We start from the raw sequence: 14459 nt of genomic DNA, 5'->3' as shown, positions 1-14459 counted from the left end.
TCATGCCGATGCCCCTCCCTGGTGACGCGCACGGTCCACGGCGTCGTGCCAGTGCTTGAGGCGGCTTTCACGTTCGGCCTCGCAGGCTTGCGGCACATAGGTCTCGCGGGGACGCCGCAGGGTTTCCAGGTCTCCTTGGCTCCACAGGCCGTGTGTCAGGCCCGCCAGGTGGGCGGCGCCCAGCGCGGAGAGGTCCCGGTCCGGAGATCGTTCGACTGTTCTGCCGCTGGTGTCGGCCTGGAGTTGCATCAGGGTTTCGTTGGACGTCGGGCCGCCGTCCACCAGGAGTGTGGTGATCGGCGCCGCATCTCGTTCGACTGCGCTGAGGACGTCCTCGATCTGGAAGGCGATCGATTCGAGCGCGGCGCGGGCGAGGTGTTCTGCTCTGGTGCCGAACGTGACGCCGCTGATCAGGCCCACCGCCGCGTCGTCCCACCACGGGGCGCCCAGGCCGCTGAACGCCGGGACGATGACGACGCCCTCGCTGCTCTCCGCGGCCTGGTCAGCCAGGTCATCCGGCTCGAGTCCCAAGACACCGGCCAGCCAGGTGAGCGTCGCGCCGGTCGACCTGATGTTGCCTTCGATGGCCCAGGTCGGCTCGCCTACGTCCCAGGCGATCGTCAGGCACATGCCCTGAGGCACGCGGGCCGTCGGGGATGCCGCGGCCATGACCGAGGAACCCGTGCCGTACGTCGCCTTGACCGTGCCTTCTGTCCAGCCGCAGTGGGCGAAGAGCGCAGCGTGGGAGTCGCCGAGCACCGCCGTTACAGGGATGCCGTCCGGCAGCGGCCCGAGCCCCTTGGTGCTGGGGAACGGCCCCTGCGACGAGACGATGGTTGGCAGAACTTCATGCGGAACGTCGAAGAGCTGAGTGAGGCGCTTGTCCCAGGTCCTCTCCCGGACGTCCATGAGCTGGGTGCGGGCCGCGTTTCCCACCTCGATCAGGTGGTCGCCGCCGAGCTTGTAGAGCAGCCAGGAGTCGACCGTTCCGAGACAGAGTTCTCCCGCCTTGGCACGGCTGCGGTCGGGGTCGTACTCGTCCAGCAGCCAGCGGGCCTTGGGCGCCGAGAACATCGGGTCCAAGGGCAGGCCGCTGACCTCCTTGACCATGTCGGCGGCGTCCAGGCTCAGGTCACCTGCCGCACGACGGTCCAGGTCGCCGACCTTGCGCGGACTCAGGTCGCCTGCCGCACGACGGTCCAGGTCACCTGCCGTGCGGCGGTCCAGCCAGCTCAGCATCGGACCCATCGGCCGCCCCGTGGCGCGGTCCCAGAGCAGCAGCGATTCCCGCTGCGTGCTGAGGCCGACGGCCGCGACATCGCCGGGGTCATGGCCTTCGAGGCAGCTCGCGACCGCCGTCCCGCAGCTCTCCCAGATCTCCTCGGCCGATTGCTCCACCCACCCCGGCTTGGGCGCGGAAAGGGCGACCGGGGCGGAACCATGGGAGACGATGTTCCGCCCGCGATCGACGAGGATCGCCTTGGTGGCGCTCGTTCCCTGGTCAATGGCCAGAACGTAGGGCTTCATGGCTGTAGCAGCTCACGTACGGCGCGGCCTATGCCGTCTGCGGTCAGCCCGAAGTGCTCCAGTAGGAACGAGGCGCTTCCCGTGGGCGCGAACTCCCGGTTGATTCCGAGGATCCGCATCGGAACAGGCTCGTTCTGCACAACCACGTTCGCGACCGCCGCGCCGAGGCCACCGGTGGTCGTCGCTTCTTCCGCGGTGACGATGCCCTTGGTCTCGCGGGCCGCCCTAAGGACGGCCTCCACATCCATAGGCTCGATGAACGTCATGTTGAGGACGCGTACTCCGATGCCTTCGTCGCGAAGCGTCTCCGCAGCCTCGACAGCGCGCGAGACAAGCGTCCCGGCCGCCATCACCGTGATGTCATCGCCTTCGGTGAGCTGGACGGCCCTTCCAGGCTCGAACAGCGCGCTCTCCGGCGTCACCTCGGGCACTTTGAACCGCGGAATCCGCATGTAAACGGGCTTGCCGTAGCCCGCCGCCCACCGAACGGCCTGCCGCATCTGCACCGGATCCGCCGGAACCACCACGGCCAGGTCGGCGATGGCCCGCATCCACGAAAGATCCTCAATGGAATGATGCGTAGGACCGAGCTCCCCGTACGCCATGCCCGGGCTCTGGCCGCAGAGCACGATCGGCACCCCGCTGTACGCGGCGTCGGCCTTGATCTGCTCTGTGGCCCTCCCGGTGAGGAACGGCCCGGCGGCGCTGACGAACGGGACGAATCCGCCATTGGCGAGCCCCGCGCCGACACCCACCAGGTCCTGCTCGGCGATCCCCACATTGACGAGCCGTTCCGGGAAGAGCTCCTTGAACTTGACCAGGTTGCTCGACCCGACCGAGTCATTGCAGACGGCGACGACCCGTTCGTCCTCCTTCGCCAGGGCGATGAGCTCCTCCGCGAACGCCTGCCGGCAGTCAAAGGTCTCCTGTACGAGTTCGGCGGTCATCGGCTCAACTCCTCCAGCGCGGCGTGCACCTGGTCGCGGCTCGGGACCTTGTGGTGCCACTCCACGCGGTCCTCCATGAACGACACGCCCTTCCCCTTGATCGTGTGCGCGATGACGGCGACGGGCCGGCCGGTGTCCGAGGGCCGGAACGCCTGGAGCAGCTGCGCGTGGTCGTGTCCGTCGGTCTCCCGGACGTCCCATCCGAAGCTGGCCCACTTGTCGGCGAGCGGCTCCAGGGACTTGGTCTCCTCGGTCCCGGCGCCCTGCTGGAACCGGTTCCGGTCCACGATCGCGGTCAGATTGCCGAGGTCGTGATGGGAGGCGGTCATCGCAGCCTCCCAGTTGCTGCCTTCTTGCAGCTCCCCGTCACCGAGCACCACGAAGGTCCGCCAGTCCTGGCCGGAGAGCTTCCCGGCGATCGCACACCCGACCGCGACCGGAAATCCGTGCCCCAGCGGCCCCGTGTTGGTCTCCACCCCGGGCACCTTGGTCCGGTTCGGATGCCCGTTGAGCGCCGACAGCGGCGCCATGAACGTCTCCAGCTCGCTCTTGGGAAAGAATCCGCAATGTGCGAGCGTCGCGTACAGCGATGCCGCGCAGTGGCCCTTGCTGAGCACGAACCGGTCCCTGGTCGCGTTCCGGGGATCTCCGGGATCCACGTTGAGCACACCCCCGAACAGCGTTGCGAGGATGTCGGCGACCGAGAAGTCCCCGCCGATGTGCCCCATCTGAGCCCGATCGATCATGCGCACGACGCTCCGCCGCACCTCTCCCGCGAGCTCCCGCAGCACCTCGGCCTGCTGCCCCACCGGAAGCCCAGGGGTCCGCCCCCGCCGCCCCCGGTAGAGCGCGACTTCGCCCGGATCCGCCGTCAACATGTATCCACCTTCGCCTTGAATATCTATTCACTCTTGAATGTAATTTAACGCTAGGACGCGTTACGACCATGTGTCAAGGGTCACTTTCCTGGTTTCGGACATCCACATGCGCTGCGACAACCCTGGTTCAACTACTGATCAGATCCACTTGGGTGCACGCTGTCACAGCACCCGACGGCGTCCGGAGGACGGCGGATGACGCATCGCCAAGGAGTCGAGCGTCCCCGACGGGTGGGCCCCGCCTTTCACCCGCCACCAGGTCCGAAGTCGCCCCACAGTCGCTGTCCGCACGCTGCGCGTGTCCGCCAGCCGCGCCTCACAGCCCATTGACTGCGATTCCACCGTTCACCCACCTATCGGCTGGGTGCATGATCAATACGCCACTGGCCGCATCGACGCTCGAACAGCCGTGGCGGGCCTCGTATCCACGACGCCGGGCAGCGACCTACAAGGTTGCCTTCGCCACCCGTGGCGCACACGTGCCCCTGCGGCCCGTACGGGCCGGTTGTCGACTCGGTCGGCTGCAGAGTCGGTGGCTAGTCGAACGTGTGGCCTCGAGCGGCGCACTCCTGGATCCGCTTCTCCGCTGCAATGTCTTCGGGACTGGGAGGAACGTGCCAGGCACGCTGGCGCGACAGCAAGTCGGTCTGTGATGGCTCGTACGGCCGCGTCGAATTCCGTGTCCCCGAACGTCAGCCGAAAACAGGATCCCGCAGCAGGCCTGATACTCCGCAATAACCAGTCGCATCTCTTCTGGGCCGGTACCCAAGGCTCGCTGCCCTCCCCATCTGTCAGGCCGCCGCAATCCAAGCCATACTCAAATACAGGGGCGAATAGGGATGAAATTACCTCAACCAGGATGGGGCGATTGCTATTTATTTAGTTCAAGATTCTTTTTGAGGTGTCCAAAATGTCGCACGTATCTTCGATACAATTTTCGAGTGCATTTGAGTTGAGGGGGTGCGTTCGGAATGGTCACCGAGGAGATTCCGCCGGGCGGCACCACGCTGCCGTCCGAGTTGGCTGGGATGCCGCCGGGGCCGGAGTTGGCCGCGTTGCTGGCCACCGTCGACAGGGATCGTTTGTCGGGCTATGACGCGGTTGATCTGCTGCGGGCCCGTGCCCGGCAGATCGCCTACGAGCAGGCCGAGCTTGCGGCGGACATGATGACAGTCGCCGACAGGGTCCAAGACGCCACGGCCGACATGTCCAGTGTGTGGAGCAGCGATCTTCCTCGTCTGGTCGCGACCGAGGTCGGAGCGGCGCTGACGCTCACCAAGCGTGCCGCACAGAGTCGTTATGAGGATGCTTGGGCGCTGGTCAACCGGTTGCCGGACGTATGGAGTGCGCTCCGGCGAGGGTGCATCGACCAGGCCAAGGCCAAGGTGCTGGTGGAACGCACCGGCGTGCTGTCTGAGGCGCTCGCCCGTCAGGTGGCCGCGACGGTTCTGCCGGAGGCTCCCGAGCTCACCACAGGTCAGTTGGATCACCGGCTGCACAAGCTGGTGGTGGAAGCCGATCCCGAGGCGCTGCGCCGTGATTACCAGCGTGGTGTAGACGAACGGTGGGTCGAGCATGGTCTCAGCGCCAACGGCACCGCCCGGTTGAACGGCCGAGGACTGCCCGTAGATCAGGCCGCCGCCGCGTTCGAACGCATTGACGCCATGGCGCGAGCCGCCAAACAGAGCGGCGATGACCGGCCGATGGACCAGATCCGCAGCGATGTCTATCTGGGCCTGCTCGCCGGGACCTGGGAGGGTGCCGGGCCGATGGGGCGGCGGGGCGTTCTGGAGATCACCTGCGATCTGGCGACCCTGATGGGGCTGCGCGAGGGCGCTGCCGAGCTGCACGGATGGGGCCATGTGATCGCCGACATCGCGCGGCAGGCAGCCCGGCGTTCCGCGGCTGGAGGTGATGACACGGTCTGGCGCTTCTCGATCACCGACCCCGTCAGCGGCGAGCTGATCAACCACGGCACCACGCGTGCGCGGCCCAGTCATCCGGCACGTGACCAGCGCCGCTACCTCACAGGACGTGATCGCGCATTCGTCATCGCCCGTGACCGGACCTGCCGGGGCCCTGGATGCCGCGTTCCCGCCCAGCGGACCGAGATCGATCACATCGTTGACCACGCCAAGGGCGGACCCAGCGTCCCCGCCAACTGCGACAGCAAATGCACTCCCTGCCATCACCTCAAAGACCAAGGCTGGCGCGTCAGCCGCAACCGACTCGGTGACACCATCTGGACCAGCCCACTGGGACGGGTCTACCGGAAGGCCCCAGAGCCGATCACCCCACCGCGGGACTACACCCCTCTAGAACGCCACCTGTCCCAGAACGTCCGCCGGCAAATGTAGATCACTCACAGAAACGAGTTCGAAGACGACGCCCGCGACCTGCTCGACAGGCACTTGCGCAGGATCCGCCATGACTTGAGTGTGGCGGCGCCGCGTTCGCTGGGCCCTTGATGGCGCTTGTCGGTGTGGCCTGCGATCGCCCAGAAGGTCAGCCCGTCGACGATGGAACGGGACCGGAGCATCCCCCCAACTTCTATCACCACTCCCCTGGACCAGCTCGCGGACGCGCTCGCGGGTCAGGGCTGGGCGACACTCCCTCGCTACTCGGAACTCCCTCGCTACTCGGAGGCTCCCCCGATGTTGCGGGTGTTCGCCCACCACACGCCTCACTTCGGCGAGACCATCACGCTCCGTCATGGGGGTGCACCGGGTGCGGCCCGAGGACGTGGCTGCTGAGCTGCGGCGCGACAGCGACGAGCAGTTGGCTCAGGCCCTGGACAAGCTGGTCGGCTCGACGACCGCCCTCGATCACAGGTGACCGAAGGGGGCGGACAGCGTCCCATTGGGGTTCCCGGCACGAGGCATGACTAGACTCGTCAGAATTTCTACTATTCGTGTTTTGCAAAGGTGACGGGGCGAGGAATCGGTGGCTTATCGAGACTGGCAGCACGAGGTGCTGCAGGAACTCGGCGCCCTCGATACCGGCTTGGTCCCGTCCATCACCCGCCCTCCACGGTCTCCCCTCCGCCCACCGTCTGGCAACCATTCGGCCGCCCAGCCGGAGGCATTCAAGGTTCCAAGCAACGAAAGCCCACAACCCGAGAACGGCACACTCAGCGCACCAGCCGCGATCGGCCCCTGGCTAACAAGCGAGCTAGCCACGCGTTCCCAAGCCCCCAAAGAGTCCGCCGCTCCGACCGCCCGAACACCGCCCGCCCCCGCAACCGTTCAGAACCCGTACACGCCACACCAGCCCACGGACTACCGGGCCGCTGACGACTTGGTCCGGCGCAGGTCTCATGGCGATCCGGTCGGGCTCCGAATGCGTCGCAGCATGCAAAAGGTCATCGGCGCCTCGGCCGCCTCAGACGTACGTGACTCCGACCAATTGGCCGCGCTCATAGGGCAGCCGGTCCCGTCCTGCCGCAGGATCGTCGTCACCAGCATCCGCGGCGGCGCCGGCAAATCGAGCATGGCCTCGCTGATCGCGGACGTTATCCGCCATTACCGTCAAGACAGAGTGCTCGCGATCGATGCGGACCCAGGTCTAGGCTCCCTGCCCTTGAGGTTGGGCGTCACCCCGCCCCGTTCACTACGCGATCTCGCGTCCGCTCGTCCGTCCTCTTGGGACGAGGCCTCCACATACCTGGCTCGCACACCCAACGGGCTTTGGCTGATGTCCTGCAACCCTGACGGCGAGGTCGGCGATGAGTTGAGCTTCGAAGAGTTCCAGGCAGCAACGGGACGCTTGAGCCGCTACTTCTCGACCTCAGTAATCGACTGCGGCGCAGGCCTGGTCACCGGCCTCCACAAAGGGATCCTGTCATCGGCCCACGCCCAGGTCTTCGTGGCTCCAGGAACTGCGGACGGCGCTCTCAGTGCCCGAGCGGCTCTGCGCTGGTTCGCGGAGAACGGCTTTGTGTCCCTACTGGCTCGCACAGTCATCGCGCTGGCCGCCCACACCCCGAACCCGGATACCGATCTCGATCGAGCACGCCACCTCCTAGCCGCGGGCGGCCGTTCGGTCGAGATCGTGCCGTACGACCGGCACCTCGCGCCCGGAGTCACGATCTCCGCAGGTCGCCTCGGAGCCGCCACTCGTACAGCCGCAACCCGAATAGCCGCGCAGGCGTTCTCCCACTCCCTCGCCCGGAACGCATCGTGAGCCGGGAGTTCATCGTCCTGGCCACCGATCGCCCACATGTGCCCCTGCTACTCGAACGAGTTGAGATACCCGATGGCTGGGTCCCTCAGGCGGAAACGCAGGTCGGCGGCACACAGCTGTTCGATGAGAACAGTCGAATGCTCGTCGTCATCAGAGATCCATTCCTGGTCGAAGTGCCAGGCGAGGCAGAACGGTTGCTCGGAGTGTCCGCCCCGACGCCTGTCTGGTGGGTCGAGATGCGAGCGGCTGCAGGTAGCGCATTGGCAGCCGAGACGGCCAGCCGCTGCGCCAACGTGATGGCCGAGCTCTACAACGGAACGATATGGACCGCGACGATCTCGTAGAACGCAGATCACCCAGCGGAACGCGCGCACCACCACCGGTCGGGTCCACACACAATGCAGGCACGCCGCCGGAATAGGACACCGGCACCCCATCATCTACAGGGCCGCTTCGTGGCAATCGGCCTATGCTTGACAAGTTCGTGGACCTCAGTTTCTGAAGGCGGTAACGGATGCCCGCGTCCTGGCTCGTCCCCTCCCAGCCAGGCCCTCCGGACCGCGCCGGCGGGCGGCATCTCGCCCGAGGCGCACCACGCTCCGCTCCCATTCACCAGCGCGGTGAGATGGAGCTCACGCAGGGCCGTCCCCTGCGCCAGGACCATTGGAACACGATGGGTCCCGCCATCCGCGACCGCCTGCTCAAACGGGCCGGAAACATCATCGAGTGGTGGGCGTTCGAAGACTCCTCCGACCCAGACCACAGGCCGTACGCGGTCGTGTTCGGAGATCGTGGGCTCCTTGTCGCCGAACCGCGGCTCAACAGCGAACACCGTCAGGTGTATGCGCTCTCGTCATACGAACTCGACCCGGCCTCCTTCCGGCGAATGACCGTGGACCACCGCCCGAGCGCCACCACCCCACCGGTCCCGCCACCTCCGGCGACCGGACCGGCAAGTCCAGACCTCGACCTCTCCCCCGCAGCTCGCGGGCTCCTCGGCAACCTGCCGCCCACGGCCCAGGAGCTCCTCCAGGCACCTTTCCTCGCGGGTGAACGCGTCTTGCGCTGCGACTGGTATTACGAAGGCCACGAGCACCACCTGAAGATGTTCATGGTCTATCTCGCTTGCCCTCAAAGCGTGACGGTCGCGAATGGAACCAAAATCATCCCTGCCGGGCACACCGACGCCACAGCCCACTGGAACCTTGAATGCCGGCGCGCCACCGTGACGCGTCGAAGCGGGAAATGACCGACTCGAACACGACCGGCAGGGACTGGGGACTGAACGGCCGGGACGCCTACGAGGTACTCAGTGTGGACCGCGATGCCTCGGCCGAGGAGATCAAGCGCGCCTACCGCCGGCTCGTACGCAAATACCACCCTGACCTCCGGTCGTCCGAAACCCCCGAAGCAGATGCCACCTTCCACTTGGTGACCCGCGCTCACGAAGTGCTGAGCAGACACCGGACTGCATACGACGCCGACCGTTCCCGTCCCGCCGACGAAGCGCCCGAACGCGAAGAGGTGATCGACCCCTGGGAGACCGCCCAGATGGGCGCCGCGCCACCGCCCCCACCTCGCCCGGCACCCCCGCCACCAGCTCCGCCACGATCAACACCCCCTCCCTACTATCCGCACCGCCAATACAGACCACGCCCACATCGAAGCTTCCGCGCCATCAACGTGATCGCGATCGGCTGCACAGGCGTGTGGGGACTGTGCGTCGGGGTCATCATGCTTTCGGCTCTGGTGACCGCAATGGAGCAAGACGAACCAGAAATCGCCGCGGCGGTCCCCGCGAAATTCGCCGGCACCTGGAAGGGCTCGTACAAGACGAACGGAGGCGTCAAGCGCCAGATCACCCTAACCTTGCGCTCCGGACGAACGCGAGGCGAGATCCGCTACCTCCGTGGCGAGTGCCAGGGCTCGTTGACACCCGTCTCCTACACCGGCGGCACTCTGCTGATCCGCGAGTACGCACACGACCGCGACCAGGGCTGCGACGACGCCGAAATCCGCGCGACCCTCAAGAAGAACAAACTGCACGTGGCCTACCACCACGACGGATCACCGACCGCCGACGCGTCCGCCATCCTGACCCGCGAACCCGCCCCCCGAAACTAGCCCGCAGCCCTCCCCACCATGGCTAACCACAACAGGCCAAAGAACGCCCCCAACAGCTAAGACGTGCGGCGCCGTCATCGTCGTCGAAAGTGAGAAGGTGCGTCCGGACCGCATCATGAACCTTGTTCCTGGCCTGTCACCGACCATGAAGGATTGTCGCCGACTCCTACGTCGTCGGCCAGGGTGACGGCGGGCATGCGCGAGCTGCTGGAGGTCGGGGCCCGGCATGCACCGCTCAGCCGGCGCCATGTCCATGGTGACGCCATCATCGTCGAGCAGGCGTTACCACTCATCGCGGGTGGCGGCGTTGGTGTAGACGGCGTCCGGAATTCCGCCGACAATTCACAAACGCGACGAGACCTCGGGGTGTGAGACGGCGGGGAAGCAGGCGGTGATGGTACGCGACAGGTCGGAACCTGACCAGAACCAGCGAACGGCCAGCGCTGCGACAAGGGCAAGCCCGCGCCCGGACTCGGCCAGGCCGCCAGACGCCAGGCTCTCGGGGCGATTGGGTCCGCCCTGGTCGATCACGGAGACGGCGATGACGGCCGAATCGAGCAGCACCCTGACCTGGAAGGTGCCACCGGGCTCGCCGGAGTGAGTGTGCTGGATGGCGTTGACGACGAGTTCATCGACGACCTGCAGCATGTCGTCCAGGCCCGGGTGGGTGGGTAGCAGCGCGCGTAGAAAGCAGCGAGCCTGCCTGGCCTGATCGGGACGTCCGGGGAAGGTGCGCTGCCAGTACATCTCGGGGCAGGTCGGGGCAGGCTCGGGTATCGCGAGCAGCATCGGCGTCCTCCGTGGACACGAGCGGTGTTCTACCGGTCGCCCGGCGTGGTCGATTCCAGTTCACCGACCCGCATGGCGGGAGTCTCGGTTTCGACGCGTCCGCTCGCCCCTCCGACCGATTCCTACGATGCGCCGGACGACCGGGCTCATCCCCGACGTTCCGAGGCCGTACGTCACGCTCGCGAACGTTCCCCAGCCGTACGTAACGACCCGACGGAACCCCGCGTAACGATGAAATCGCTACCCAGCGTGACACTATGTCGCCTATCGTGTCGATTGGATCCGGATCTGTCGCACGACCGAAGCTGACCCGACCGGTTCGTTCAAGGGAGAACGAGCGTGAGCAGCCCCTATGTACGCCGCCGTCGGCTCGCCATCGAACTGCGCGCCCTCCGCGAGGCCCACGGCCTTACCGCCGACGAACTGGCCGCCCGCATCCACCAATCCCGAATCAAGATCTCCAAATTGGAGAACGCCCACACACGTCCCGACCTCTCCGATGTCATGAACATTCTCCGCGTCCTCGAAGTCCCCGACGCCGAATGGCGCCGCTACATGGAACTCGCCGCCGACGCCGCCCAGAAGGGCTGGTGGGACAAGTACGGCGACGCGATGGGCGAGCGCCAGCGCGTTTACGCAGACCTGGAGTCCGGGGCCGACATCATCCGCGAGTACCATCCCGGATTGCTGCCCGGCCCCATGCAGACACCGGAATACATCCTGGCGCTCATCCAACTGACCCAGGCCGCAAGACCGCTCAAATATTCGGTCGATCGGCTGGTGCAGGCGAGGCTTCAGCGCAAGGGCCAGATTCTTCGCGCCAACGGACCACGGTACGAGGTGGTTCTCGATGAGGTGGGGCTCCGCCGCTATAGCGGCCCCGCTGACGTGTACGTCGCGCAACTGCACCACATCGTCGAAGTAGCCGAGTCCAACTCTCATGTAGCTGTGCGCGTACTCCCTCTACGCACTGCACCCATCGGGGAACTCATGCCACGCGCCCAGTTGTCCGTCTACACCTTCCCCGACCCTGCCGATCCGACCATCGTGGTGGAGGCGACGGTCGCGACCGACTTGATCGTCACCGAGTCCGCCGAAGTCGCCGCCAACCTGCGGCGTTACGACCACGTCCGCGACGCGGCACTATCGGAAGTGAGCAGCCTGAGCTTCCTCGGTTCGCTCGCCGACGAGATCAGCAGTACGGCAGGATGACGACATGACCACGAAGTACTACGGCTGGCGCAAAGCAAGCTACACCGAGCCGACCGACAACTGCGTGGAGGTCGCGCGCTCCACAGCCAACACCATCGGTGTGCGCGACACCAAGGCCAGCGGACAGGGGCCAATCCTCGACTTCACCCGCGCCGAGTGGGCCACCTTCCTCGCCAAGATCCGCCAGTAGCCCAACCGAGCGCCGAGTGGGCTCAACTCAACGTGCTCATGCACACCCTTGCCTGGCACGGCCGCTATGTCGGCGACAAGCCGTTCATGGAATTTCTCCAGCTTCATGACCGCAGGAGTGCTTCCAGGTAAAGTCACCAGTGATCTCCAGGCAGGCGACTCTTCGCAGGATGACCCAACGCAGATGGCCCGGGCTCTCGCCAGCAGGAGCTATCCCGTATGCCGCAGGCCACGAGGTGCCAGCCTGTCAGCTGACCACGATTGCCCGCAGGACTATCCAGCTGCCTCTTGAGGTGAAGACAATGGTCCGGATTCAGGCGGAGTTCGCAGCATTCCGCGAGGCTGAGCGTAACTTCCAGCGCGCGCTACAGGAGTTTGACTCAACGCTGGACACCCTTCAGAGGGATCTCGCAGGGTCGCTTGCCGAATGGGAAGGCGACGCTCAAAAGACGTACGCAGCCGCCCGCGACCGCTGGAGCATGTCCACTCGCGAGATGCACAGGGAACTGGCAAGGCTCCACGCGGCAATCGTCCGAGCCCATCGGAATCTCCGCAGCGCCAGTGACACCAATACTCGGATGTGGTCGGGATGACCAAAGTCATGGTGGACACCGATCTGGTGCACAACGCAGCCAAGTATGTCGCCAGCTCGCAGAACGCACTCGGTACGACCTGGACAACGCTCGCAGGGGCGCTGGTCTCATCCACGGGCATGGCCGGAAACCCTGGCACCGACCAAGCCGCCGCGAAATTCGTCAGCGCCTATCAGCCCGCGGTCCAGGCAGCATGGCGGGGTTTTCAGGCCCTGCACCGATCCACCGGCGACATGTCACGAGGTCTCACCCAAACAGCGAACAACTACACCAAAGCCGACCAGCATTCGGTGATGGGCGGCGGCTTCTCGATGGTGCCGCAACAGCAAGGATCCTTCCGGGAGCGTATTTTGGGCTTTGCTGTAGCGCCTGCCCTAAGCGTTCCTGCACCACCGCCGGCATCCGGCCCCGGGGTCCCAGCACCGAAGTCACTCCTGGAAACCCTCACTGGCGTCGAGATCGGTTGGCTTGATGTCTCCGAACACTGGCCCACCGGAAACAGCAGAGCGCTCGCCCAAGCCGGGACCGCCTGGCAGACCGCCCAGGACTCACTGGTCGATGCACGGTCCCGCATGGCGGCTAACGTCAGGACGGTCACTGACCACAGCGATGCGCCCGACATCGACGCCTTCGGCGGCTACTGGAGCAGGCTCTACACAGATTGCTTCCCCAACACGCTGCTGGACGGACTTCCTCAACTCTGCGCCGCCATCGCGAGGGCTTGCCGAGAGTACGCGACTGCGGTCCAAGAGGCCCAGACGAAAGTAAGCGGCACTGCCAGCAACCCCATTGCGGCATTGGCCGGCGCAGCCGCCATGCGCGCCGCCCTCGCCGAAGCCGCGGGCAAGCTCCTGCAGACGACCGGCCTCATCGCCGTCGGGGCCCTTGGCACCCACCTCGTCACCATGGTCAGCACCGGTGCCGCCAACGCCCCCAACCTCCGCATCCTCGAAGCCGAACTGAACGACTCCGTACTCCGGGAATGGAACAGTCCCGACGACGAACCCGACCCTGATGACTTGGAAAAGGATGTCGGTAACATCGCAAGAGAGCTCGGCTACACGGAACAGGAGATCAACGAAGCCATCCATGAGGTGAAGGCAGCATCCGACTGGCGCGGCATCGGCGGAAACAGAAACCCGGACGTCATGGTGGATCCCGAATCCGGCGAAGTCTACCCCCAGACGCGAGACGGCGTTGGCAAAGATAGCTTGGGCAACATTTTCGACCACCTACCTAAGCGGCGCTAGGAGACGACCATGGTCGAGTATCTCGAAAAAGAAGACCGCAAGATACTCAAGGTCCGAGACGCCCATGTGGTGCAGATCCAAGCATCTCCCCATTTCCTCCTCCGCCTCTCCAACGGCGTGACCCTCGAGTCAACCGCCCCTGTGCTCCAGACGATCGGCTCCATCAACTCGCCCAATGCCAGCCCCCGACCTGTGACCGCCCTCCCAGCAGCGGAACTCCAAGCACTCGTCTCGGCTCGCCCTCTCTCGTGGGTGATCTTCAATACAGGCGATCAGAGAATCGTGTTCTCCAACAAATGGCATCTGGATCTGACGCCCGGCCCCAACGACACCTGGCAACTAAAGGCAAACGACAACGATATTCTTACCTACCCCCCGAACTAAATCCGTCTCCTCGGCTTTGTGTCGGCGCCTCCTCTGAACGTCTCCGCACCACCACCAGGCCTCATGGGGTCACCGGGCGCGGAGATGCTTGTGGATCACGGCTGCCAGGTCACGTGCGGCACTGTCATCGTCGTCGAAAGTGAGAGGGTAGCGTCCGGAACGCATCATGAACCCTGTTCCTGGCCTGTCACTCAAGGGACACTTAGCCCTGACCATGGCTCAGGGCTCCTACCACCGCTTGCCCGCGTCGGCGTCCTCCCCTCCGGGCTGACTGGCAGTGTCAATGCCCCGGCGAGGCCGTTGGGAACCGATCCGATGAATATGGGCCGTGTTTGACTCCTTTTGCTGACCTTCGCTGGAATGACCATGTTCGTTCTGCTCTCA

16 protein-coding genes are annotated in these 14459 nt (G+C 65.5%); 11 read left to right on the top strand and 5 right to left on the bottom strand.

The features are described from left to right. The 3 genes from ACH34W_RS03325 to ACH34W_RS03315 are packed head-to-tail and all read right to left on the bottom strand — an operon-like array spanning position 1 to position 3352. Complete coding sequence (locus ACH34W_RS03325) at positions 1-1527, bottom strand: FGGY family carbohydrate kinase (RefSeq protein WP_395959164.1); 1527 nt, start codon at positions 1525-1527, stop codon at positions 1-3. Continuing rightward, positions 1524-2474: a transketolase family protein gene (locus ACH34W_RS03320; RefSeq protein ID WP_395959163.1), complete on the bottom strand. Its 951-nt coding sequence runs from the start codon at positions 2472-2474 to the stop codon at positions 1524-1526. Before ACH34W_RS03320 ends, ACH34W_RS03325 begins: the two co-directional genes overlap by 4 nt. Further along, complete coding sequence (locus ACH34W_RS03315; RefSeq protein WP_395959162.1) at positions 2471-3352, bottom strand: transketolase; 882 nt, start codon at positions 3350-3352, stop codon at positions 2471-2473. The genes ACH34W_RS03320 and ACH34W_RS03315 overlap by 4 nt, the downstream gene beginning before the upstream one ends. Positions 3353-4323: 971 nt before the next feature. On the opposite strand from ACH34W_RS03315, the gene ACH34W_RS03310 reads away from it, so the two are divergent. Then, on the top strand, positions 4324-5709 hold the full coding sequence (locus tag ACH34W_RS03310; RefSeq protein WP_395959161.1) for a DUF222 domain-containing protein: 1386 nt from the start codon (positions 4324-4326) through the stop codon (positions 5707-5709). A 5-nt stretch (positions 5710-5714) separates the two neighbouring features. Here ACH34W_RS03310 and ACH34W_RS03305 read toward each other — a convergent pair whose 3' ends face one another. Then, entirely contained in the window at positions 5715-5891 is a 177-nt protein-coding gene (locus ACH34W_RS03305) for a hypothetical protein (RefSeq protein WP_395959160.1), read from the bottom strand. 173 nt (positions 5892-6064) lie between these two features. On the opposite strand from ACH34W_RS03305, the gene ACH34W_RS03300 reads away from it, so the two are divergent. From ACH34W_RS03300 to ACH34W_RS03280, 5 genes are all read left to right on the top strand, one after another. Beyond that, complete coding sequence (locus ACH34W_RS03300; RefSeq protein ID WP_395959159.1) at positions 6065-6187, top strand: hypothetical protein; 123 nt, start codon at positions 6065-6067, stop codon at positions 6185-6187. An 858-nt stretch (positions 6188-7045) separates the two neighbouring features. Continuing rightward, positions 7046-7534 carry a hypothetical protein gene (locus ACH34W_RS03295; protein WP_395959158.1) on the top strand — a complete coding sequence of 163 codons (489 nt, stop codon included), beginning with the start codon at positions 7046-7048 and terminating at the stop codon, positions 7532-7534. Beyond that, on the top strand, positions 7531-7878 hold the full coding sequence (locus ACH34W_RS03290) for a hypothetical protein (protein ID WP_395959157.1): 348 nt from the start codon (positions 7531-7533) through the stop codon (positions 7876-7878). Before ACH34W_RS03295 ends, ACH34W_RS03290 begins: the two co-directional genes overlap by 4 nt. 281 nt (positions 7879-8159) lie before the next feature. Next, positions 8160-8783 (top strand): hypothetical protein, encoded by a 624-nt coding sequence (locus ACH34W_RS03285; protein WP_395959156.1) that lies wholly within the window; start codon positions 8160-8162, stop codon positions 8781-8783. Beyond that, positions 8780-9658 carry a J domain-containing protein gene (locus tag ACH34W_RS03280; RefSeq protein WP_395959155.1) on the top strand — a complete coding sequence of 293 codons (879 nt, stop codon included), beginning with the start codon at positions 8780-8782 and terminating at the stop codon, positions 9656-9658. The genes ACH34W_RS03285 and ACH34W_RS03280 overlap by 4 nt, the downstream gene beginning before the upstream one ends. 342 nt (positions 9659-10000) lie before the next feature. On the opposite strand, the gene ACH34W_RS03275 is transcribed toward ACH34W_RS03280, so the two are convergent. Then, positions 10001-10447 (bottom strand): ATP-binding protein, encoded by a 447-nt coding sequence (locus ACH34W_RS03275; protein ID WP_395959154.1) that lies wholly within the window; start codon positions 10445-10447, stop codon positions 10001-10003. Between the two features lie 339 nt (positions 10448-10786). On the opposite strand from ACH34W_RS03275, the gene ACH34W_RS03270 reads away from it, so the two are divergent. From ACH34W_RS03270 to ACH34W_RS03250, 5 genes are all read left to right on the top strand, one after another. After that, a complete protein-coding gene (locus ACH34W_RS03270; protein ID WP_395959153.1) occupies positions 10787-11659 on the top strand; it encodes a helix-turn-helix domain-containing protein in 873 nt (290 codons plus the stop codon). 4 nt (positions 11660-11663) lie between these two features. After that, a complete protein-coding gene (locus tag ACH34W_RS03265; RefSeq protein WP_395959152.1) occupies positions 11664-11849 on the top strand; it encodes a DUF397 domain-containing protein in 186 nt (61 codons plus the stop codon). A 169-nt stretch (positions 11850-12018) separates the two neighbouring features. Beyond that, a complete protein-coding gene (locus ACH34W_RS03260) occupies positions 12019-12441 on the top strand; it encodes a WXG100 family type VII secretion target (protein ID WP_395959151.1) in 423 nt (140 codons plus the stop codon). Then, positions 12438-13691, top strand: a complete 1254-nt coding sequence (locus tag ACH34W_RS03255) for a hypothetical protein (protein ID WP_395959150.1) — start codon at positions 12438-12440, stop codon at positions 13689-13691. The genes ACH34W_RS03260 and ACH34W_RS03255 overlap by 4 nt, the downstream gene beginning before the upstream one ends. 9 nt (positions 13692-13700) lie before the next feature. Then, positions 13701-14075: a hypothetical protein gene (locus ACH34W_RS03250; RefSeq protein ID WP_395959149.1), complete on the top strand. Its 375-nt coding sequence runs from the start codon at positions 13701-13703 to the stop codon at positions 14073-14075. Positions 14076-14459: the final 384 nt, after the last annotated feature.

The organism is Actinomadura sp. 6N118 (assembly GCF_044326415.1).
GTDB lineage: Bacteria > Actinomycetota > Actinomycetes > Streptosporangiales > Streptosporangiaceae > Spirillospora.
The sequence above is the reverse complement of the archived record's forward strand: the minus strand, read 5'-3'. Positions and strand labels throughout refer to the sequence as shown.

What these genes read in the sequence shown, in the direction of transcription:
- ACH34W_RS03315 (WP_395959162.1), bottom strand. Translation starts at nt 3,352, where the DNA reads ATGTTGACGGCGGATCCGGGCGAAGTCGCGCTCTACCGGGGGCGGCGG.
- ACH34W_RS03325 (WP_395959164.1), bottom strand. Translation starts at nt 1,527, where the DNA reads ATGAAGCCCTACGTTCTGGCCATTGACCAGGGAACGAGCGCCACCAAG.
- ACH34W_RS03285 (WP_395959156.1), top strand. Translation starts at nt 8,160, where the DNA reads ATGGAGCTCACGCAGGGCCGTCCCCTGCGCCAGGACCATTGGAACACG.
- ACH34W_RS03295 (WP_395959158.1), top strand. Translation starts at nt 7,046, where the DNA reads ATGTCCTGCAACCCTGACGGCGAGGTCGGCGATGAGTTGAGCTTCGAA.
- ACH34W_RS03250 (WP_395959149.1), top strand. Translation starts at nt 13,701, where the DNA reads ATGGTCGAGTATCTCGAAAAAGAAGACCGCAAGATACTCAAGGTCCGA.
- ACH34W_RS03260 (WP_395959151.1), top strand. Translation starts at nt 12,019, where the DNA reads ATGACCCAACGCAGATGGCCCGGGCTCTCGCCAGCAGGAGCTATCCCG.
- ACH34W_RS03305 (WP_395959160.1), bottom strand. Translation starts at nt 5,891, where the DNA reads ATGCTCCGGTCCCGTTCCATCGTCGACGGGCTGACCTTCTGGGCGATC.
- ACH34W_RS03265 (WP_395959152.1), top strand. Translation starts at nt 11,664, where the DNA reads ATGACCACGAAGTACTACGGCTGGCGCAAAGCAAGCTACACCGAGCCG.
- ACH34W_RS03300 (WP_395959159.1), top strand. Translation starts at nt 6,065, where the DNA reads ATGGGGGTGCACCGGGTGCGGCCCGAGGACGTGGCTGCTGAGCTGCGG.
- ACH34W_RS03275 (WP_395959154.1), bottom strand. Translation starts at nt 10,447, where the DNA reads ATGCTGCTCGCGATACCCGAGCCTGCCCCGACCTGCCCCGAGATGTAC.
- ACH34W_RS03280 (WP_395959155.1), top strand. Translation starts at nt 8,780, where the DNA reads ATGACCGACTCGAACACGACCGGCAGGGACTGGGGACTGAACGGCCGG.
- ACH34W_RS03310 (WP_395959161.1), top strand. Translation starts at nt 4,324, where the DNA reads ATGGTCACCGAGGAGATTCCGCCGGGCGGCACCACGCTGCCGTCCGAG.
- ACH34W_RS03320 (WP_395959163.1), bottom strand. Translation starts at nt 2,474, where the DNA reads ATGACCGCCGAACTCGTACAGGAGACCTTTGACTGCCGGCAGGCGTTC.
- ACH34W_RS03255 (WP_395959150.1), top strand. Translation starts at nt 12,438, where the DNA reads ATGACCAAAGTCATGGTGGACACCGATCTGGTGCACAACGCAGCCAAG.